The 19,581-nt window shown below is 64.1% G+C and carries 20 protein-coding genes; 7 read left to right on the forward strand and 13 right to left on the reverse strand.

Going from position 1 to position 19,581, the window contains the following annotated elements; all coding sequences use genetic code 11:
- Positions 1-1,072, reverse strand: a 1,072-nt coding sequence (locus tag CMI59_RS05410) for an aminotransferase class III-fold pyridoxal phosphate-dependent enzyme (RefSeq protein ID WP_293325750.1), incomplete at its 3' end; no start/stop codon positions are given.
- 141 nt (positions 1,073-1,213) lie between these two features.
- On the opposite strand from CMI59_RS05410, the gene CMI59_RS05415 reads away from it, so the two are divergent.
- On the forward strand, positions 1,214-2,563 hold the full coding sequence (locus CMI59_RS05415; protein ID WP_293325752.1) for a D-amino acid dehydrogenase: 1,350 nt from the start codon (positions 1,214-1,216) through the stop codon (positions 2,561-2,563).
- Between the two features lie 166 nt (positions 2,564-2,729).
- On the forward strand, positions 2,730-3,089 hold the full coding sequence (locus tag CMI59_RS05420; RefSeq protein ID WP_293325754.1) for a phasin family protein: 360 nt from the start codon (positions 2,730-2,732) through the stop codon (positions 3,087-3,089).
- 89 nt (positions 3,090-3,178) lie between these two features.
- Here the strand turns inward: CMI59_RS05420 and CMI59_RS05425 are convergent, their stop codons facing one another.
- The gene (locus CMI59_RS05425) at positions 3,179-3,961 is read right to left on the reverse strand and encodes an SDR family oxidoreductase (protein WP_293325756.1); all 783 of its coding nucleotides are present in this window, start codon (positions 3,959-3,961) and stop codon (positions 3,179-3,181) included.
- Positions 3,958-4,284, reverse strand: a complete 327-nt coding sequence (locus CMI59_RS05430) for a nuclear transport factor 2 family protein (RefSeq protein WP_293325758.1) — start codon at positions 4,282-4,284, stop codon at positions 3,958-3,960. The genes CMI59_RS05425 and CMI59_RS05430 overlap by 4 nt, the downstream gene beginning before the upstream one ends.
- Positions 4,285-4,358: 74 nt before the next feature.
- Here CMI59_RS05430 and CMI59_RS05435 point away from each other — a divergent pair, with 74 nt between their 5' ends.
- Positions 4,359-4,745 (forward strand): helix-turn-helix domain-containing protein, encoded by a 387-nt coding sequence (locus tag CMI59_RS05435; RefSeq protein WP_293325761.1) that lies wholly within the window; start codon positions 4,359-4,361, stop codon positions 4,743-4,745.
- Positions 4,746-4,821: 76 nt separating this feature from the next.
- Here CMI59_RS05435 and CMI59_RS05440 read toward each other — a convergent pair whose 3' ends face one another.
- The 9 genes from CMI59_RS05440 to CMI59_RS05480 all read right to left on the reverse strand — a co-directional run bounded on the left by CMI59_RS05440 (position 4,822) and on the right by CMI59_RS05480 (position 15,677).
- Complete coding sequence (locus CMI59_RS05440; RefSeq protein ID WP_293325764.1) at positions 4,822-5,343, reverse strand: DUF934 domain-containing protein; 522 nt, start codon at positions 5,341-5,343, stop codon at positions 4,822-4,824.
- Positions 5,330-6,988, reverse strand: a complete 1,659-nt coding sequence (locus tag CMI59_RS05445; protein ID WP_293325767.1) for a nitrite/sulfite reductase — start codon at positions 6,986-6,988, stop codon at positions 5,330-5,332. The genes CMI59_RS05440 and CMI59_RS05445 overlap by 14 nt, the downstream gene beginning before the upstream one ends.
- Before the next feature lie 46 nt (positions 6,989-7,034).
- Positions 7,035-7,370 (reverse strand): DUF2849 domain-containing protein, encoded by a 336-nt coding sequence (locus CMI59_RS05450; RefSeq protein ID WP_293325770.1) that lies wholly within the window; start codon positions 7,368-7,370, stop codon positions 7,035-7,037.
- Positions 7,371-7,686: 316 nt separating this feature from the next.
- The gene (locus tag CMI59_RS05455) at positions 7,687-8,490 is read right to left on the reverse strand and encodes an ABC transporter permease (protein WP_293325772.1); all 804 of its coding nucleotides are present in this window, start codon (positions 8,488-8,490) and stop codon (positions 7,687-7,689) included.
- The gene (locus tag CMI59_RS05460; protein ID WP_293325775.1) at positions 8,490-9,245 is read right to left on the reverse strand and encodes an ABC transporter ATP-binding protein; all 756 of its coding nucleotides are present in this window, start codon (positions 9,243-9,245) and stop codon (positions 8,490-8,492) included. The genes CMI59_RS05455 and CMI59_RS05460 overlap by 1 nt, the downstream gene beginning before the upstream one ends.
- A gap of 240 nt (positions 9,246-9,485) precedes the next feature.
- Positions 9,486-10,535, reverse strand: coding sequence for an ABC transporter substrate-binding protein (locus CMI59_RS05465; protein WP_293325778.1), 1,050 nt, complete (start codon positions 10,533-10,535; stop codon positions 9,486-9,488).
- Between the two features lie 230 nt (positions 10,536-10,765).
- On the reverse strand, positions 10,766-11,248 hold the full coding sequence (locus tag CMI59_RS05470) for a hypothetical protein (RefSeq protein WP_293325780.1): 483 nt from the start codon (positions 11,246-11,248) through the stop codon (positions 10,766-10,768).
- A gap of 170 nt (positions 11,249-11,418) precedes the next feature.
- Entirely contained in the window at positions 11,419-13,239 is a 1,821-nt protein-coding gene (locus CMI59_RS05475) for an ATP-binding cassette domain-containing protein (protein ID WP_293325783.1), read from the reverse strand.
- A gap of 302 nt (positions 13,240-13,541) precedes the next feature.
- Positions 13,542-15,677: a PBP1A family penicillin-binding protein gene (locus CMI59_RS05480; protein ID WP_293325786.1), complete on the reverse strand. Its 2,136-nt coding sequence runs from the start codon at positions 15,675-15,677 to the stop codon at positions 13,542-13,544.
- 220 nt (positions 15,678-15,897) lie between these two features.
- Between CMI59_RS05480 and CMI59_RS05485 the strand changes: the two genes are divergently transcribed.
- Entirely contained in the window at positions 15,898-16,374 is a 477-nt protein-coding gene (locus CMI59_RS05485) for a YcgN family cysteine cluster protein (protein WP_293325788.1), read from the forward strand.
- Between the two features lie 213 nt (positions 16,375-16,587).
- On the forward strand, positions 16,588-17,052 hold the full coding sequence (locus CMI59_RS05490; protein WP_293325791.1) for a cupin domain-containing protein: 465 nt from the start codon (positions 16,588-16,590) through the stop codon (positions 17,050-17,052).
- Here the strand turns inward: CMI59_RS05490 and CMI59_RS05495 are convergent, their stop codons facing one another.
- Positions 17,053-17,655 carry an HAD-IA family hydrolase gene (locus CMI59_RS05495; protein WP_293325793.1) on the reverse strand — a complete coding sequence of 201 codons (603 nt, stop codon included), beginning with the start codon at positions 17,653-17,655 and terminating at the stop codon, positions 17,053-17,055.
- Between the two features lie 219 nt (positions 17,656-17,874).
- On the opposite strand from CMI59_RS05495, the gene CMI59_RS05500 reads away from it, so the two are divergent.
- Together CMI59_RS05500 and CMI59_RS05505 are read left to right on the forward strand one after the other, a co-directional pair.
- Positions 17,875-18,417 carry a hypothetical protein gene (locus tag CMI59_RS05500; RefSeq protein ID WP_293325796.1) on the forward strand — a complete coding sequence of 181 codons (543 nt, stop codon included), beginning with the start codon at positions 17,875-17,877 and terminating at the stop codon, positions 18,415-18,417.
- Positions 18,326-19,581 (forward strand): terminase family protein (locus CMI59_RS05505; RefSeq protein ID WP_293325799.1); only part of this gene is annotated, 1,256 nt, incomplete at its 3' end. The genes CMI59_RS05500 and CMI59_RS05505, both read left to right, overlap by 92 nt.

Here is a 19,581-nt window from a genome sequence, read left to right on the forward strand (position 1 = left end):
CGACATGCGGGTGCTGGCCGAGCAGCGCTTCGAGGCGTTCGGCGAGCGCCTTGCCCTTTTCGGCGGAGCGGGCGACGAGGTCTTCGTCCTCCATGATTTGCAGCACCTTGTCGGCGGCCGCGCAGGCGCCGGGATGCGCGCCATAGGTATAGAACATCAGCGCCTGCCCCTTGTCGGCGAGCGGCGCGGTGACCTCTTCCGTCGCATAGACGCCGACAATGGGCGCATAGCCGCCGGCGAGCCCCTTGCCGGAAATCATGATGTCGGCGCGGATGTCGAAATGTTCCGACGCGAAGCGCTTGCCGGTGCGCCCGAAGCCGACCATCACCTCGTCGATGATGAGGAGCACGCCATATTTGCGGCAGATTTCCTGCACCATGGGCCAGTAGCGCGGGCCGGGCATGAGCGCGCCGCCCGACGAGCCGGTGATCGGTTCGGCGACGAAGGCGGCGACCGTCTCCGGTCCCTCGCGGAGGATGATGTCTTCCAGCGCCTGCGCGGCGGCAATGTCGTAATCCGGGTGATGGCGGCCGAGCGGCGAGCGCAGGGAATAGGGCGTCGGCGCATGGGGCATGTCGTGCATCAACTGCTCGAAGCCGCGCTTGCGCGCCTCATGACCCGCAATGTCGAGCGTGAACATGGTGGTGCCGTGATAGGAAATGTCGCGCCCGATCACCTTCCAGCGTTTGGTGTCGCCCGTCGCGCGGAAATGCTGGACGGCGAGCCGCGCCGCCGCATCGACGGATTCAGACCCGCCGCTTGCGAGATAGATGCGGGTGAGATGCGGCGGAAGCCAGGCCCGGGTGAGACGCTCCACCAGCCGCGTCCGCTCCGGCGTGACGAAGGGCGGGACCGCATAGGTCATCTTCGTCATGGCCTCCGCGGTCGCTTCCGCGACTTCGCGCCGACCGTGACCGATATTGGAGACGATGGCCCCGCCCGCCGCATCGAGAATGGCGCCGCCATCCTTCGTATATAGCGTGCAGCCCTCCGCATGGGTGACGTCGACCGCGCGGGGCGAGGGAACGAAGGGCCAGAGGGCGGGCTTCGAGGCGTCGGCGGAGATATTCATGGGAACGCATCCTTGTCGTGGGCGGGTGCTTGCGCAGGGCGGTGCCTGCCATCACCTCTTGTGTGAAAATCCAGTATGCCCATCTTCCGGCCATGACAGAAGTGGCGCATGATGCGCGCCCACCCCTGAAGGATTTTCGTCGTGACGTCCCCCGTATCGAGTGCCGTTTCCTCTCCGTCTCATGTCGCCCCTTCCCATGTCGTCGTCATCGGCGCGGGCATCGTGGGCACGGCGACGGCCTATGAGCTGGCGCTGCGCGGGGTGAGCGTGACGCTGGTGGAGCGGCGCGAAGGGGCGGGGCTGGAGACGAGCCGCGCCAATGGCGGCCAGCTTTCCGCCTGCGAGGTCGCGCCCTGGGCGGGGCCGGAAGTGCCGGGCCTGATCCTGAAATGGTTCGGGCGCGCGGATGCGCCTTTCCGGCTGCGGCCGAAACCCGATCCCGAACAATGGCTCTGGCTGATGCGCTTCCTCAGGCGCTGCCGGGCGAGCGCGCGGGCGGAGCGGGTGCTGCCCAATCTGGAGCTGGCGCTGCTGACCCGCGCCCGGCTCGACGCCTATCGCGAAAACTTCGCCGCCGAGGGCAGGACGCTCGACATGGATCATGCGCAGAACGGGATCCTGCGCGTCTTCCGGGAGCGCCACGGGCTGGAGGAAGCGCGCGAAGGCATCGGCCGCATGACGCAGGCCGGCGTCGAACAGCGCGAGCTGAGCCCCGCCGAATGCGTGGAGCTGGAACCGGCGCTGGCCTCGTCCTTTCAGAAGGATGAGATCGCGGGCGGCATCTATTGCCCGTCGGACGGGATGGGGGATGCGCATCTTTTCTCCCGCGAACTTGCCGCCGCCGCCGAAAGGCTGGGCGTGCGCTTCCGCGCGAGCGAAGAGGTCGAGGCCATCGAGGTGCATGACGGCAAGACAACCGGCGTGAGGCTCGCCGACGAACTCGTCGCCGCCGACGCGGTGGTGGTGGCCGCCGGGCCGATGACGGCGCGGCTGTTGAGGCCGTTTGGGCTCCGGCTGCCGATCTATCCGGTGAAGGGCTATTCGGTGACCCTGCCTCTGGAAGAATCGGAGGCGGCCGTGCCCAACGTCTCCATCACCGATGAATCGCGAAAAGTGGTGGTGAGCCGGCTCGGCAACCGCCTGCGCGCGGCGGGGCAGGCGGAAATCGGCGGCTACGACCTCACGCTCGAAATGCCCCGGGCGCGCTCCGTCTTCCAGGCGCTGACCGGCCTCATGCCCCAGATGGGCGCGCTGGAGCCGCGGGCGGAATATTGGTGCGGGCTCAGGCCCATGAGCCCCGACGGCAGCCCGATCATCGGCGAACTGGCTTCTCGCAACCGCACGATTCGAGGGCTCTATGTGAATAGCGGGCATGGGACGCTGGGCTGGACCATGGGGGCGGGTAGCGCCGCGTCGCTCGCGGAGCTGATCTGTGGCAGTGCGCCGCAACTAGACCTAACCCCTTTTTCCCATAAGCGGTTTTCCCTTTAACCGACCCAGATATGTTAAATTTTTGTGCAATGCACAAAAAGTACTTGACGTAGGGGTGGGGTCTTCCCTATCTATTGTGCAGCGCACAAATCCGGCGCGCCGGTATGTGCGGGGAGACGCCCGGAAGACACGGGCGACCACGCGATAACGGAAAAAGGCTACAGCTATGACCGAGAGCAAGACGAGCACTGCCAAGTCCACGGCCAAGAAGGCCGAAGCCAAGACGGCGACGTTCCCCTCGACGCCGGCAATCGATACCGCCGCTTTCGAAGCGGCATCCGACATCCTTCGCGAACTGACCCGGACCAACTACGAAGAGTCCGTGGAAACCGCCCGCGCCATCATGACGTCGGGCAACGTCAAATCCGCGATGGAACTCCAGACCGATTTCGTTCGCACCGCCATGAAACGCAACATGGACGCCGCTCGCGAACTGAACGAGCTGACCGTGTCCGCCATGAAAGACGCCATGGCGCCGTACACCGAGAAGTTCACCGAAGCCATGGAGAAGATGAAGGCCGCCTGACCTTCGTCTTCACTTCTGCTGTTTAGTCAGTAGCGTATCTGTTGCGTACACGCGTAAAAGCCCGGCTCCTGGAGCCGGGCTTTGTTGTGTCAGGCGGTCGGCACCGTGCCGCCGTCGATGACCAGCTCGGTGCCGGTGATAGCGGATGCACGGGCGGAGACGGCAAAGGCGATGAGGTCGGCGACCTCGGCCGGCTTTGCGGGGCGCCCGAGCGGGATACCGCCGAGCGAATCCATGATGATCTTCTGACCGCCCGCATAATCCGTGCCTGCGGAGAGGGCGAGCCTTTCGGCGAGCGCCACGGCGGCTTCCGTCTCCACCCAGCCAGGAGAGATCCGTACAACCCGGACGCCCTTGGGCGAGACTTCCTTTGAAAGGCTTTTGCTGTAGGTCGAAAGCGCTGCCTTGGCCGCGGCATAGGCGGTCGTCGATTCCGGCAAGGGCAGGACATGCTGGATCGAGGTAACGTGGACGATGACCCCCGATCCCTGTTCGATCATGAAGGGAAGGAGCGCCCGGTCGAGGCGAGCGGCGGACATCAGGTTCAGCTCGATTTCATTCCTCCAGACAGTGTCGTCGATGGCGGCGAACCCTCCTCCGGGCGCCGTGGAACCACCCAGCACGTTGACGACAATGTCGATTCCGCCGAGACGGTCGAATACCGCATCCACAACCGTTTCACAGCCTTTCGGCGTGGTGGTGTCGGCGGCGACGTAGTGGAGACTGTCGGGGGAGCATTGCGGTACCTGCCGGGCGGTGGCGAGAACCGCCGCACCGTTTTCGCGAAGCAGTTCGACGGCGGCAGCGCCGATGCCCTTTGTGCCGCCCGTTACGAGAACGCGCTTGTCCTCCAGTTCGAGATCGAAGCTCATTGTCCGATCTCCAGCCGGGCGATCCTGTTCCCGGTCAGCGTGAAGTTGTAGCTGAGGTTGACCGGGCTGCCGGGAAAGTTCCCCTCGACCCTGCTGGTGACGAGGGTCGTTCCGTCTTTCTCCTCAATCGCAAAAGGAACGACCGTATACTGATATTTGCTCGCAGCCTCCTCTTTCCATTTTGCAATGGCGCTTTGACCTTCATGGGTACGACCCTCGTCCCTGACGACACCGCCTTCGGTGAAGCAGAGGGCGACGGCCTCTCCATCGGCTTTGTCGGCTGCGAAATAGTCGGCGATGGGCTGGGGCAGGGCGAGTGACATGGAAAACCTCTTCCGGTTGGCGGCGAGTAGGCGCCGCGTTGGCGTTGTCCGGAAGATTGGACTAGGCTTACAAAATGACAAGAACGCACGAAAAAGTAAGGTACTCACCTGACGGTAAGTCTCCCGAATATACGCGGGAAACGGCGGCCGAAGGTGTGGAGCAAGCGCTGAAGCTGCTCGAAGGGCGGTGGAAACTCATCATCCTTTTCCACCTTTTCGGCGGACAGATTCTCCGCTTTTCGGAGCTGGAGCGTGGGATACCGGGTATCTCGCAAAAGATGCTCATCCAGCAGCTTCGCCAGATGGAAGCAGATGGCATCGTGCGCCGCATTGTCCATCATCAGGTGCCGCCCAAGGTGGAATACGGGCTGACGGACTGGGGACAGTCTTTATGTCCGGCGCTCGACGCCCTGCTGACATGGGCTGCGAAGCGGCCGGAAGAGGCGACGCCGGAGGAATAGCCTTCGCCAATGAAATCGCCCCGCCTTTGAAAAGGCGGGGCGCTGGTTCTTCATCACCGCAGAGATATCCGGCGGATCACTGCGCGGCGCGAGCCTCTCCGGCGCGGGCGGCGAGGCGCTGGCGCAGCGACATCACGGTCGGGCGGTCGTCCGCAGCGGCCTGATAGGCATAGGTGAAGGCACCGACGGACTGCTCGAAGACTTCCGGCGTGATCTTGTCCTGCACTTCCAGCGCGTCGAAGCCGCAGCGGACCATGAAGTAGAACTGGTCCTGCAGCACATTGCCGACGGCGCGAACCTCGCCCTCATAGCCGTAGCGGTCGCGCAGCAGGCGCGCATAGGAATAGGCGCGGCCATTGCGGTAGATCGGGAAGTCGAGCGCCACCACCGACAAATGGTCGAGGTCGTCGCGAATGCGCTCGGGATGCTGCCCGCTTTCGAGCTTCACGCCGATGGGCGTGTTGCGGGTAACGAGGCTGTCGCGTTCGGTTTCCCAGCGCTCCAGCGGCACGATCACCGCGCCGTCCGGCAGCGCGTCGTCGGCGCCGACCGCGACGAAATCCTGCTCGACGAAATTTCCGTTCTTAATGAGCTTCATAGACGTTCTCCTTGAACGGCTGGATGCCGACGCGGCGATAGGTATCGATGAACCGCTCGCCGTCCTGACGGGTGTCGAGATAGATCTTCACGATCTTCTCGATGGCGTTGGGCAGGTCCTGTTCGGTGAAGGCCGGGCCGAGAATGTCGCCGATGGCGGTGTTCTCGTCCGCCGAGCCGCCCAGCGTCACCTGGTAATATTCGACGCCCTTCTTGTCGACGCCGAGAATGCCGATATGGCCGACATGATGATGGCCGCAGGCATTGATGCAGCCCGAGGTGTTGATCTTCAGCTCGCCGATGTCGTGCTGACGCTCCATATCCGCGAAGCGGTTCGAAATCTCCTGCGCGATCGGGATCGAGCGCGCATTGGCGAGATTGCAATAGTCGAGGCCGGGGCAGGCAATCTGGTCGGTGATGAGATTCACATTCGCCGTCGCAAGGTCGGCCGCCTTCAGCGCGTCGTAAACGGCCTTGAGGTTGCCTTTGCGCACATGGGCGAGCGTCAGGTTCTGCTCATGCGTGACGCGCAGCTCGTCGAAGCTGTATTTTTCGGCAAGACCGGCAACGACATCCATCTGGTCCGCCGAGCAGTCGCCCGGCGTGCCGCCGATGGGCTTCAGCGAGATGTTGACGATGGCATAGCCCGGCTTCTTGTGCGCGGCGGTGTTGTTTGTCACCCAATGGGCAAAACCCTGGTCGGCGGCGATGGCCGCGTCGAGGTCGTTCGCGTCGTCGGACAGAGCCTCGAAAGCCGGATCGGCGAAATAGGCCTCGATGCGGTCGAGTTCGTCCTGCGGCAGGTTGAGTGCGCCGGTCTTCCTGATCTCGGCGAACTCTTTTTCCACCTGACGCTGCATCTCTTCCGCGCCGATCTCATGCACGAGAATCTTGATGCGCGACTTGTAGAGGTTATCGCGGCGCCCGTTCATGTTGTAGACGCGCATGACCGCTTCCAGATAGGCGAGCAGGTCGGCCTTGGGAACGAAGTCGCCGATCTTCTTGCCGATCATGGGCGTGCGTCCGAGACCGCCGCCGACATAGATCTGATAGCCGATCTCGCCCTTGTCGTTGCGCACGACCTGAATGCCGATGTCATGCACCTTGATCGCGGCGCGGTCTTCTTCGGTGGCGGAGACGGCGATCTTGAACTTGCGCGGCAGGAACGAGAATTCCGGATGGAAGGTGGACCACTGGCGGATCACCTCGGAGATGATGCGCGGGTCTTCGACTTCATCCTTCGCGGCGCCGGCATACTGGTCCGACGTCACATTGCGGATGCAGTTGCCCGAGGTCTGGATGCAATGCATTTCCACCGAGGCCAGCTCGTCCAGAATGGCGGGCACGTCTTTCAGTGCGGGCCAGTTGTACTGAAGGTTCTGACGCGTGGTGAAATGGCCATAGCCGCGATCATATTTGCGCGCGATCTCGGCCAGCTTGCGGAGCTGCTTGGAGGACAGCGTGCCATAGGGCACGGCGACGCGGAGCATATAGGCGTGAAGCTGCAGATAGAGCCCGTTCATCAGCCGGATCGGCTTGAACTCGTCTTCCGTGATGTCGCCTGCGAGCCGCCGCGCGACCTGGCCGCGAAACTGCTCGACACGTTCCTTCACGAGACTGTGGTCGAACTCATCGTAACGATACATGGGTCGTCTGCCTTTCCGCCGGTGGACCGGCGTGTCTTTATCGCGCCTAGCCGTGAACGCCGGAGAGTTCCGCCTGCTTGCCGAGGTCGAGCCGGACCGTGGGCCCCGCCTGACGGATGGTTTCGCGCACGCTGACCGCGCGGATCGCACCGTCCGCCTTTTCGACTTCGAAAAGATAGGGCTCGATGATTTCGTTGTTTTCGACGAAGGGCGTTGCGCGGGCGAGAAGCGCTTCCGCCGCCTCCTTGCCCTCGGCCACTTCCGCATCCTGAAGCGACTCCGACAGCGTGCCGTCCGCCTTGAGATAGACCACGACCCCGTCGATCAAACGGTTCGCCGTCAGCGCCTGTTCCTTGGCGCCTTTGCGCATGTGCTGGGCCATTGGCCGCTCCCATCGTCAAGAAGGTGGGGCAGGAGAGGAATATGTGCTGTCGCGGGTTTTACGCGCGCCGCTCCGTCACCTGCCGTATTTCGCGCATAAGATGGGTGTTTTTGAATTGCGCGTCAATAGGAGTGTAGAATTATATTATTCACAGTAATAAAATATAAAAATAGGGAAAGTGGCTGATTTCTGGGGGTTTTCAATCCTGTTTCGTCATGGCCCGGCTTGTCCGGGCCATCCACGTCTTTTGTTGCTGCCGTGAAGGCGTGGATGCCCCGCATAAAGCGGGGCATGACGGGACTGGAAACCCTGGCCCTCACCCCTCCCGCCGGATCACGCTCTCATGCCAGCGGCGGAGAAGCAGATATTCCACAAGCGACAGCAGGAAAAAGATCGCAATCCCGAGAAGGGAGAGCAGGAAGAGGGCGGCGAACATTTTGGGGATGTCGAGCCGGTTGCCCGCCTCCACGATCCGCCAGGCAAGGCCGGTAGAGGCGCCGGACCCCGCCACGAACTCTGCCACCACCGCGCCGATGAGCGCGAGGCCGCCGGAAATCTTCATGCCCGCCAGAATGTAGGGAAGCGCGGCGGGAAGCTGGAGCTCGATCAGCGTCTGCAGCCGTGAGGCGCCGTAAAGCCGGAAGAGGTCGGTCAGATTGTGATCGACCGAGCGCAGGCCCAGAACCGTATTCGACAGGACCGGAAAGAAGGCGACGATCCAGGCGAGGATCAAAAGCGCCAGCTCCACCTGATCGAAGCCGACCCAGATGAGAATGAGCGGCGCGATGGCAACGACCGGCGTTACCTGAAGAATGATCGCATAGGGAAAGAGCGCCGTTTCCACCGCGCGGTTCTGCACGAAGAGAATGGCAAGCGCCACGCCGCCGACGGACGCGAGCAGGAAAGCGGCGACGGTGACGCGCAACGTCACGACGAGCGAGCCCATCAGCGACCCGAAATTGGCGACGAGACTTTCCGCGATCAGCGTGGGCGCGGGCAGGACGAAGGAGGGCACGTCGAAGGCCGTGACCGCGCCCTGCCAGACAAACAGCACGGCGACGCCGACGAGAAGCGGCAGGGCGATGCGCCAGAAGCGCGTCTGGAACCGGCTGTCGGTCATCATGACGCCTCCCGGAGCTTGGCGGAGATGGCCGCGCATTGGTCGATATAAAGATGGGATTCGCGAAAGGTGCGTCCGCGTTCGGCAGGCGCCTCGATGGCGACATCGGCGACGATGCGGCCCGGCCGCGCGCCCATGACCAGCACGCGCTCGGAGAGATAGACCGCCTCATAGATGGAGTGGGTGACGAAAAGGACCGTCCATGCTTGCGCACGCCACAGCGCGAGGAGGTCGTCGTCCAGCGTCTCGCGGGTGAACTCGTCCAGCGCGGCGAAGGGCTCGTCCATCAGCAGCACGGGCGGTTGCGTCACCAGCGCGCGGGCGATCGAAACGCGCATCCGCATGCCGCCGGAAAGCTCTCGCGGATAGGCATCGGCGAAATCGGCAAGCCCGACGCGGGAAAGCGTCGAGATGACGCGCTCGCGCGCCTGTTCGCTGGATTGGCCCTTCAGCTTCAGCGGCAGTCGCACATTGTCGAAGACGCTGGCCCAGGGCATCAGCGTCGCTTCCTGAAAGACGAAGCCGAGTTTCTTCGGGCGCGTTTCCGTGGCGGGCCAGGCGACACTGCCCCGATCCGCCGAGATGAGCCCGGCGAGAATGCGCAAGAGCGTGGACTTGCCGCAGCCCGAGGGACCGACCAGCGAGACGAAAGCGCCTTGCGCAATATCCGCGCTCACCCCGTCCAGCGCGGTGGTACCCGAGGCGTAGGTCTTGCCGACATGATCGAGCGAAATGAGGGGGGAGGAGGCGTTCATGCCGGAAAAGCTAGTGCGTTACGGGGCGGATGGGAATGGTGGAGCGATCGGGGCTTTCATTTCTTGCGCTGGATTGCCGGGTCAAGCCCGGCAATGACAATCAGGAAATGGCTGTCATGCCCGGGCTCCGACCCGGGCATCCAGGGGCGACAAACTCTGTGTTTGAAGCCCCTGGATACGGCCCCTGGGCCCCGGGACAAGCCCGGGGTGACAGAAGGTGTTTAATCGCGGGGATCCGGCTCACTTCCCCTCGAGCTTCTTCTTCATCTCAAGCCCGACGCGCTTGTTCACGAAGGCGAGGGTGTAGGCCTTGTCGAGATCGAGGTCGGCGGGATAGACGCCCGCGTCGCGCATGGCGGTGTAGAACTCGCGCCAGCGCGCATCCGTCATCGCGCCGAGCCCGAGCATTTCGGCATCGCCGGAATCGACGATGCCGTACTGCTTCAGCACCGCGCGGGAATGCGCGAGCAGATCGTCCGTCGCATCCGGATTGTCCTTTTTGATGAGCGCATCGCCGGGCGCGGGATCGCCGTAAAGATAATCGACCCAGCCGCGAATGCTCGCATCGACGAAGGCCTGAACGATTTCGGGTCGCTCGGCGATGAGCTTGTTCGGCGCCATGATGAAGGAGGCGTAGCCCGGATAGCCCGCATCGGCGAGCAGGAAGACCTGCGGTTTCACACCGCCCTGCTTTTCGATCGTGTAGGGCTCCGACGAGAGATAGCCCTGCTGGATGGCGTCCTTGTCGGCCAGGAAGGGCGCGACATTGAAGGTGTATTTGCGGATCTGGTCGTCGGTGAAATCATATTTCGCCTTCAGCCACTGCCAGAAGGCGCTCACCGTGGCGTCCGACACCATGATGGGTTTGCCCTTCATGTCCGCGAGGCTTTTCACGTCGTCGCGCGGATGGGTGATGAGGACCTGCGGGTCTTTCTGGAAGGTCGCCATGACGGCTTTGGCGCCCGCATTCACCACCGCCATGTTGAGCGGGATGAAGGCGTTGGAGCCGATGCCGAAATCGACCGAGCCGGTGGCGAGAAGCTGGGGCACGTTCACCGCCGGGCCGCCCTGCTTGATCGACACGTCGAGGCCCGCATCGCGGTAATAGCCCTTGGCCAGCGCCTGATAGAAGCCGCCATGCTCGGCTTCCGCCTTCCAGTCGGTGGCAAAACTCACATGAACGAGGTCGTCGTCATTCGCGGGGCGGCTTGACGTATCCAGGACGAGCATAAGCGCGATCGCGATAACGGCGAGAACGGCGCCGCCGCCGAGCATGAGACTGCGGTTCATATGGATGGATCCCCCAATGCCGTTGGCCAAATGGCCGTATGCCCAATGTCGCGTCATTGCGAGGAGGCGTGAGCCGACGAAGCAATCCATGCCGAGCCCGTCGTATCTGGATTGCTTCGCTTTGCTCGCAATGACGACGGAAAGATGAGGAAAGAGACTAGCAGCGGCGGCGGGGGAGAACCAGCCGCGCGCGTCGACCGGACAAGACCGGACGCCGAATGCGCGGTGCGTCAGAAAGGCGTGCAGTCCGCGCTTTGCCGCGCGTCGCCATCCATGCCTGCCTCGCGACCATGTGCGACGACACGGCGCATCATGACGACGCCGAATTGCGCGGGCGCCTGCATCACGACTTCACTGCCGCCCGCCGGGGCGTTGGCGGAGCGGGCGTTGCCGGAAAAGACGAACAGGATATCGATGCGGCGCGTCTCGCCATGCCGGTCGCCGGGCGCGGTATGCGCTGTGCCGGCGGCAAATTGCATCGGGTGCGTCGGCGTCTCGCGGACGCAGGCGGTGTAGAGCGGCAGGTCGGCTTGCGGGTCCGCGTTCATGTCCGGCGCGGCGGGCGTTCCTCCGGCCGAGGCATCGCCATTGGACGCCTGTGCGCTCTCCGAAGAGGCGCCGAGCGGCAGGCCGGGCAGAACGAAAATCATGGCGAGCTGCAGGCCCGCGACGGCAAGCAGAACCGTGCCGATCCAGAATGGCCATTTCGCCATATGGAGTTCCCCCGCCCTCGGGTCCCGAATTCCCGACGGCATATTACCCAACGCAAAGCGCAACCTATGCACCCCGTCTCGCTCGGGCTGCGCTTCGTTCGACGGTATGAGAGCGTCATTATGGAACGCAGTCAAAGCACAATTTCAGGATTGGTTAACCCTGAGCGCTTTCAGCTGCCCGAAAGCTCTTCGCGCTTCATTTCAAGTTCCAGCCAGCGCTCTTCCGCCTGCGCCAGCTCGGCCCGCAGGGCATCGAGCTGTTCGGTGGTTTTGGCGAATTTCTGCGGATTTTTCGCGTAGAGATCCGGGTCGGCCAGCCGTTTTTCGAGGGCGGCGATTTCGGTCTCGATTTCCGGCATCCGCTTTTGAAGCTGCTCGAGCGCAAGACCGTCCTTGTAGGAAAGCTTGGTCTGCTGTTTGGGCTTGGCGTCCCCCCGGGTGTCAGCGGCGCGCGCCTCGCGCCGGGCAGGGGCGGCATTGGACGAGCCGGACGCTTCATCCTTGCGCTGGCGGATGAAGTCGGAATAGCCGCCCGGATATTCGCGAAGTACCCCGTCGCCCTCGAAGCCGATGACGGAGGTGACGACCCGGTCGAGGAAGTCGCGGTCATGGCTGACCAGCAGCAATGTGCCGTCATAATCGGCCAGCAGTTCCTGCAACAGGTCGAGCGTGTCCATGTCGAGATCGTTGGTCGGCTCGTCGAGGATGAGAAGGTTCGACGGCTTGGCGAGCGCGCGGGCGAGCAGCAGGCGGCATTGCTCGCCGCCCGACAGCGCCTTCACCGGCTGGCGGGCCTGTTGCTCGCGGAAGAGGAAGTCGCGCAGATAGGAAACGACATGGCGCGGCTGGCCGCGCACCATCACCTGGTCGCCGCCGCCTTCGCACAGCGTATCCCAAAGCGTCGCCTCCGGGTCGAGAGAGGCGCGGCTCTGGTCCACATAGACGGGCGTCAAATTCGTGCCCATACGGATGGTTCCTTCATCCGGCTCAAGCTGGCCGGTGAGGATTTTCAAAAGCGTCGTCTTGCCCGCGCCATTGGGGCCGATGAGCCCCACCTTGTCGCCGCGCAGAATGCGCGTGGAGAAATCCCGCACGACCATGCGCGAGCCGCCATCGGGAAGCGGCCAGCTTTTGGAGACATTTTTGGCCTCGACGACCAGCGTGCCGGAGGCCTGCCCGGTTTCGAGGCCCATCTCGGCGCGGCCCGTCTGGCGCACGCGCTGGGCGCGCTGGCTGCGCATGTCGGCGAGCCGCCGGAGACGCCCCTGATTGCGCTTGCGGCGGGCGGAAATGCCCTCGCGCGACCAATGCGTCTCCTGCTCGATCAGCTTGTCGAGCTTGCGGGCGGTGACTTCCTCTTCGGCGAGGATCTGTTCCGACCACTCGTCGAATTGCGCAAAGCCCTTGTCGAGGCGGCGGATCGTGCCGCGATCGAGCCAGAGGCAGCCCGCCGTGAGGCGCTTCAGGAAGGCGCGGTCATGGCTGATGAGTATGAAGGCGCCGCGAAACTGCGTCAGGCGGCTTTCGAGCCATTCGATGCTGGGCAGATCGAGATGGTTGGTCGGCTCGTCGAGGAGCAGCACGTCCGGCTCTCCGGCGAGCACGCGGGCGAGTGCCGCCTTGCGCCCCTCGCCGCCGGAAAGGGAGGAGGTAGGGGCGGCGGGATCGAGCCCGAGATCGCCCAGCACGGCCTCGGCCTGATGGGCGGGCGCGCCTTCCGCCGTCGCATAATCGAGCACGGTCTCCGCGCCCGCGAAATCCGGCACCTGCCTTAGATAGGCGATCTTGGTACCGGGCTGCACGAAACGCTCGCCGCCATCGGCCTCGGTCAGCCCCGCCGCGATGCGCAGGAGGGTGGACTTCCCCGCACCGTTCCGCCCGATCAGGCACAGCCGGTCCCCCGGCGCGAGCGAAAAGCCCGCGCCGTCGATCAGCATCTGATCGGCGAAATCGACCTTGATGTCGCGAAGCGCGAGAAGAGGCGGAGCCAAGACGTTACCCGTAACTGAAGTTTGCGGGCGCCTTTGTGACGTATCGCGCGGGGGCTGGCAATGGGGTGTTGCGTCTTCAGCGTCATCCCGGCGAAAGCCGGGACCCAATCCGCCTATCGACAAATTGCGATGCTAGTGGATCCCGGGAATAAATCCCGGGATGACAGCATGTGTTTGGGGTTGGGCAGAAAACAAATCACCAGTGTCGTCCCGGCACTTGTTGCCGGGACCTACTCGCCTCTCCTATTGGTCTCTTCGCCAATGGATCCCGGCTTTCGCCGGGATGACACGGTGTTTTGGGCTCAATACCCCGAGCCGACCATCTCGCCACCGCGGCGGAAGTTGTTGCCCCAGCGGCGGTTGGGGTCCTGGCGGGGGGTGTTGGAGAAGATGTTGGCGAGGCCCGCGAAGAAGCCGGTGAGCACGTCTTCCGGCTGCTGCCGGCGCTGCTCGTCGGGGTTATCCCAGTCAGTATTGCTGACGCCGGGGATGGGGGCGGGCGGGGTGCCCTTGAGCGAGGCCTGCATATAGCTCTTCCAGGCCCGCGCCGCGACCGTGCCGCCATAGACGCGCTTCATCGGCGTATTGTCGTCATTGCCGAACCAGACGCCCGCGATCTCGTTGCCGGTATAGCCGACGAACCAGGCATCGCGGTAATCCTGCGAGGTGCCGGTCTTGCCGGCGGCGAGCCGGCCGGACAGGCGCGCGGCCTTGCCCGTGCCCGACGTCATCACCCGGCGCAGCATGGCGTTCATGTAGCGCGCCGACCGCTTGCTCGTTGCGCGCTCCGTGCCGTTCGCATGGGTATAGAGGATCGAGCCATTGCTCGCCGTGATCTGACGGATCGCGTAAGGGGTGATGAGGCGGCCCTCGGCGGGGAAGGCGGCATAGGCGCCGGTGAGTTCCATCAGCGATACGCCGGATGAGCCGAGCGCGATCGACAGATTGTGCGGAATGGGCGAGCGGATGCCCAGTTCCTTCGCCGTTTCGCGCACCCGCTCCACGCCGACCTTGTCGCCCACCTGCACCGCGACGCGGTTGATGGAATGGGCGAGCGCGGTCGTCATGGTGACCTGGCCCCAGCTTTTGCCGCCCGCGTTTTGCGGCGTCCAGCCATTATAGTCGAGGCGCTTGTCGTAAAAGCCGGACCACGGCTTCATGCCGTCTTCCAGCGCGGCGAGATAGACGAAGGGCTTGAAGGCTGAGCCGGGCTGGCGGTGGGCCTGCACGGCGCGGTTGAACTGGCTGTCGCCATAGGACTTGCCGCCTACCATGGCGAGGATGGAGCCGTCCGGCGAAAGCGCGATCATCGCCCCTTGCGAGATATTGAGTTTTTCGCCATTGGCCTTGAGCGCCCCGGCGATGGCGGACGCGGCGGCGGCCTGCTTCTTGCGGTCGAGCGTGGTGCGGACGATGAGGCGGCCCTGGCGGTCCGGCAGGAGCTGGGCCACCCGGTCATAGACCCAGTCGAGGAAATAATTCTCGCTGTCCGGCGCGGTGCGAACCGCCATCCGGGCGGGATTTTTGCGCGCTTCTTCGGCTTCGGCCTCGGTGATGTTGCCGTTCGCCACCATGGCGTTGAGCACATGGCCGGCGCGCTTGCGGGCTGCCGTCAGATTGGTGCTGGGCGCGAACCGGCTGGGCGCCTTGGGCAGACCGGCCAGCACGGCGGCCTCCGCCAGCGTGACCTCGCGCGCGGACTTGCCGAAATAATATTGCGCCGCCGCCTCCACGCCATAGGCGCCGCCGCCCATGTAAATCCGGTTGAGGTAGAGTTCCAGAATCCGGTCCTTGCCGAGGCGGCTTTCCAGCCAGATGGCGATCAGCGCTTCCTGCGCCTTGCGCCACAGGGTGCGGCGATTGTCGAGATAGAGGTTCTTGGCAAGTTGCTGGGTAATGGTGGAGCCGCCCTGCACGAAACCGCCAGCGCTGAAATTGGCAAGGGCCGCGCGCAGGATCGAGCGTATCTCGACCGCGCCATGCTCGTAAAAGCGGCGGTCCTCGGTGGCGAGGAAAGCGTTCACCAGATAGGGGGGTAACTCGGCGAGCGGCACATCCTTCGCGGCGCGCCCGCCGCGCGAGCCGATCTCCTTGCCGTTCGTGTCGAGGACGGTCACGGCAAGGCCCGGCGAATGCGGACCGGCGGCAAGCCGGCCGTCGATCTTGGGCAGCGTGTCGAAGACCAGAAGCACGGCCAGAATGAAAAAGAAGGTGATGGCGAAGGAGGCGATGGGCGCGATCCATTCGCGGCCCTGCGGAACCTTGATCGCACGAACCCAGGCGATCAGCGCGACGAAGGGCGCGAGGAGCCGCGTCTTCAGGTCGCGGCGCGGGCTGGAATCGCGGCGTGGGCCATCCCCCGCCGGATCGTTTTCCGACGCAGGCTCAAGCCGTTCCGCGTTGGGCGGATATTCCGGATCGTCCCAGTTGCCGCTCAAAGCGCCATTGCCCCGCTAATGTCCCGCCCCCTCATGGCGACCAATAGGGGGCGGAGAATACCGATGCCGTTCATAATCACCATGTTTGTGCAGGGGATAAGGCCGGAAAAGGGCTGAACAGGGCATGAATGGGGCACTAATGTGACCCCGGCGGCACAGATCGCGCGGCGTATTGCACTGCACACTTGACCCCGTTCACGCAAAGGGGCAAGAGGCGGCCATGAGCGAAGAACCCTTCTGGCGCGTGAAGCGCCTCGATGAAATGACGAAGCAGGAATGGGAGCAGCTATGCGACGGCTGCGCCAAATGCTGTCTCGTCAAACTCGAGGACGAGGAGACCGACGAACTCATCTATACCGATGTCGGATGCGACCTGCTGGAGGCGGGCACCTGCCGCTGTACGGACTATCCGAACCGCAACAAGCGCGTGCCGGACTGCATTCCGCTGACGCCCGACAATATCGAGGATATCGACTGGATGCCGCCTTCCTGCGCCTATCGGCGGCTGAAGGAGGGCCGGGGCCTTGCCTGGTGGCACCCCTTGCGCTCAGGCGAATACCATACGGTGATCGAGGCGGGGATGTCCGTACAGGGACGGTTTACCTATGAGTCCGACATGAAGGGCGATATCGAGGACCACGAAGCAAGCTGGCCCTTCGACGACGAGGACGAACTGGGCGACGAGGCGGACGACTGACGCCAAAGCTCACATCGTCATTGCGAGCGTAAACGACGCAATCCAGAGGCGGCACGCACAGCATGGATTGCTTCGTCGCTCCGCTCCTCGCAATGACAGTTCACTTTACGAGATATCCCCAATTGGCAGCGGGACGCTCGCTTCCTATCTTTCGTCCATATCCAGAAGTGTCTCGGGGGCCCGCACGGCGGGCGCCAGATTTGTCGAGGGAAAATGCCGAAAATCGAGATACCCGCATGGACGGAAGGAAGTGGCGGCGCGAATGCTCTGTTCGGAGAGGGGAATGGCCCCTATGCGGAGGTCTCCGTTGGCGATGTGGCGGGGCTCGACCAGTTCGGCGTTCGCCTGGAACGTCTCCCGCCGGGCTCGCGCTCATCCTACCGGCACTGGCACGAGACGGAGGACGAGTTCGTTTTCGTGCTTTCCGGAGAAGTCATGCTTGTCGAAGACACCGAAACGCTTCTGCGGGCCGGAGAGGCGGCAGGATGGCGTGCCGGGGCGCCGGTGGCGCATTGCCTTGAAAACAGATCCGCGGAAGATGCGACGATCCTGGTCGTCGGAACGCGCGCGAGATCGGGCGCCGTGCATTATCTCGACCATGATCTCGTCTTGCATCATGATGAAACGGGCCGCCGTTTCGTCCGACCGGACGGCTCGCCGGTAGAGCCGAAAGACTGATTATTCGCTTTCGAGAAGGGGGAGCAGCTCCGCGCCTTCCACCCAGTGCACGGCGGTCCAGCCCGCATTGAGCGCGGCGTCTACATTGGCCCTGGTGTCGTCTACCAGAAGAATGTCATGCGGCGCGGCGCCGCTGATCTTTTCGGCGGCGTCGAAAAAGGCGCGGTCCGGTTTTCGCGCGGCGATCCCGGCGGAATAGACGATGCCGTCCACATGATCGCGGAGCGCGAGGCGGTCCATGAGATATGCCGCGCGCATATGTTCCTGATTGGTGGCGAGAAACACATTGATACCGCGCCCGCGCAGCTCGTCGCAGGCGGCAAGTACGGCCTCGTCGAGGCGTGCATCCTTCTCGAACCAATAGTCGATGAAATCTTGCGCGGTAACGGACGACGACAGCGCAGGCAGGCTCTCGGCGAGCGCGTCGAGAAGCGGTTTCCGGCCGATGACGATATCGCCCCAATGCGGCGCGAAGAATGCGTCGCGCAGCGCATCCGGCGCGATGCCGAGATCGCGTTCGATATCGGTGGCCCATGACCGCCCGTCTTCCGGGCGGCCCGTGACCACGACGCCGTCGACATCGAGCATCAGGCAGCGGAGCATGTTCTTGCGTTCTCCAATTCGATGTGCGGGGGAGAGGGGGTGAATTCGAATTTGCCGTCACCCCGGCCTTGTGCCGGGGCCCAGGGGCGGCAAATGACAGACTTTACCGCTCTGGATCCCGGGACAAGCCCGGGATGACAGTGTGTAGATAATTGCAAGATATCCCCAATTGGCAAGCGGGCCGCTCCTTCCTACCTTCTTCTGTATATTGGGAAATCCGTGAACGCGACGAACGAACAGGATGCGGACAGCGTCGACTGGGCGGCGGTGGAGCGCGCCTATGCCGATCCGGAGATGTCGGTGATGGAAATAGCCTCATCGCTGGGCATGTCCGCTCAGGCGCTGACGGCAAGGGCGGCGCGCGAAGGCTGGCCGCTGAGAAGCGGACGAAGCCGCGCGAAGAAATTGGCGTCCGGCGAACACGCGGTGGCGGGACGGCTGAAGCAGGCCAATCTGCTGACACGGCTGCGACGGCTCATCGACCGGGAAATCAGCGATATCGAAAAGGAATATGAGCAGGAAGGCGCGCCCGCCGACCGCGAACGCGCGGCGAAGCGCCTGACCGTGCTGGTGCGCTCGCTCGACAAGCTGACTGAAATTCAGAACGCGACAAAGAAGGCGAAGCCGGCGGATGGAGCAGACAAGAGCGGCGACACACTCAGGACCGAGCTTGAACGCCGCCTCGCTCGCCTCGCTGCCGGAGACGGCGCGGGCGGCGTTCCTGACAAGCCTGACGGCGAAGGAAGCGGCGTTTCTGGCTGAGCACTGGCCCTTCTGGGCGCGCGCCGACCAGTTACCGCCAGCGAGCGACTGGACGACATGGCTGGTGCTGGGCGGGCGCGGCGCAGGGAAAACACGCGCGGGCGCGGAATGGGTGCGGGCGCAGGTGGAAGCAAAACGCGCCGGCCGCATCGCACTTGTCGGCGAAACTTATGCCGATGCGCGCGAGGTGATGGTGGACGGGCCGTCGGGCCTGATGGCGATTTCCGGCGCGGCGACGAAACCGAAATATGAGGCGTCGCGTAAACGCCTCATTTGGCCCAATGGCGCGGTGGCGCAACTCTTCTCCGCGACGGAGCCGGAAAGCTTGCGCGGGCCGCAATTCGATGCGGCCTGGGCCGACGAACTGGCGAAATGGCGCTATGCGGAAGCCGCATGGGACATGCTGCAATTCGGCCTGCGGCTGGGCGAGCGGCCCCGGCAGGTGGTGACGACGACGCCGAGGCCGGTGCCGCTGGTGAAGCGGCTGATGAAGGACGCGACGACGGCGGTGACGAAGGCCTCGACCTATGCGAACCGCGCGAACCTCGCCGATGCGTTTTTCCGCTCGGTGATCACGCGCTATGAAGGCACGCGGCTGGGGCGGCAGGAACTCGATGCGGAACTGATCGAGGACAATCCGCATGCGCTGTGGAACCGTGCGCTGCTGGAAGAAACCCGGATCGCGGCGCTGCCGGAGCTGACACGTATCGTGGTGGCGGTGGACCCGCCGGTGACGAGCGGGCCGGGCTCCGATGAATGCGGCATCGTGGTCGCAGGCTGCGATGCGCGCGGGCATGGGATTGTGCTGGACGACCGCAGCCTGCCGCGCGTCTCGCCGCTGGCCTGGGCGAACCGCACGGCGAAAGCCTATCGCGATCACGGCGCGGACCGGATCGTGGCGGAGGCAAATCAGGGCGGGGATATGGTGGCGACGGTGATAAGGCAGGTGATGCCGGAAGCGCCGGTGAAGCTGGTGCGCGCCTCGCGCGGCAAGTTCACCCGCGCCGAACCGGTGGCCGCGCTTTACGAGCAGGGCCGGGTGCATCATGTCGGGCATTTCGCAAAGCTGGAAGACCAGATGTGCGACTACGTGCCGGGCGAGGCCAGGAAAAGCCCGGACCGGATGGATGCGCTTGTCTGGGCGCTGACCGAGCTGATGCTGAC

The sequence above is a fragment of the Parvibaculum sp. genome, assembly GCF_002684405.1.
Classification (GTDB): domain Bacteria; phylum Pseudomonadota; class Alphaproteobacteria; order Parvibaculales; family Parvibaculaceae; genus Parvibaculum.

Excerpts from the sequence above, each read along its gene's own strand:
- CMI59_RS05495 (WP_293325793.1), bottom strand. The coding sequence starts at position 17,655 with ATGCTCCGCTGCCTGATGCTCGATGTCGACGGCGTCGTGGTCACGGGC.
- CMI59_RS05485 (WP_293325788.1), top strand. The coding sequence starts at position 15,898 with ATGAGCGAAGAACCCTTCTGGCGCGTGAAGCGCCTCGATGAAATGACG.
- CMI59_RS05490 (WP_293325791.1), top strand. The coding sequence starts at position 16,588 with ATGCCGAAAATCGAGATACCCGCATGGACGGAAGGAAGTGGCGGCGCG.
- CMI59_RS05435 (WP_293325761.1), top strand. The coding sequence starts at position 4,359 with ATGACAAGAACGCACGAAAAAGTAAGGTACTCACCTGACGGTAAGTCT.
- CMI59_RS05445 (WP_293325767.1), bottom strand. The coding sequence starts at position 6,988 with ATGTATCGTTACGATGAGTTCGACCACAGTCTCGTGAAGGAACGTGTC.
- CMI59_RS05450 (WP_293325770.1), bottom strand. The coding sequence starts at position 7,370 with ATGGCCCAGCACATGCGCAAAGGCGCCAAGGAACAGGCGCTGACGGCG.
- CMI59_RS05470 (WP_293325780.1), bottom strand. The coding sequence starts at position 11,248 with ATGGCGAAATGGCCATTCTGGATCGGCACGGTTCTGCTTGCCGTCGCG.
- CMI59_RS05455 (WP_293325772.1), bottom strand. The coding sequence starts at position 8,490 with ATGACCGACAGCCGGTTCCAGACGCGCTTCTGGCGCATCGCCCTGCCG.
- CMI59_RS05460 (WP_293325775.1), bottom strand. The coding sequence starts at position 9,245 with ATGAACGCCTCCTCCCCCCTCATTTCGCTCGATCATGTCGGCAAGACC.
- CMI59_RS05465 (WP_293325778.1), bottom strand. The coding sequence starts at position 10,535 with ATGAACCGCAGTCTCATGCTCGGCGGCGGCGCCGTTCTCGCCGTTATC.
- CMI59_RS05440 (WP_293325764.1), bottom strand. The coding sequence starts at position 5,343 with ATGAAGCTCATTAAGAACGGAAATTTCGTCGAGCAGGATTTCGTCGCG.
- CMI59_RS05430 (WP_293325758.1), bottom strand. The coding sequence starts at position 4,284 with ATGTCACTCGCCCTGCCCCAGCCCATCGCCGACTATTTCGCAGCCGAC.
- CMI59_RS05420 (WP_293325754.1), top strand. The coding sequence starts at position 2,730 with ATGACCGAGAGCAAGACGAGCACTGCCAAGTCCACGGCCAAGAAGGCC.
- CMI59_RS05425 (WP_293325756.1), bottom strand. The coding sequence starts at position 3,961 with ATGAGCTTCGATCTCGAACTGGAGGACAAGCGCGTTCTCGTAACGGGC.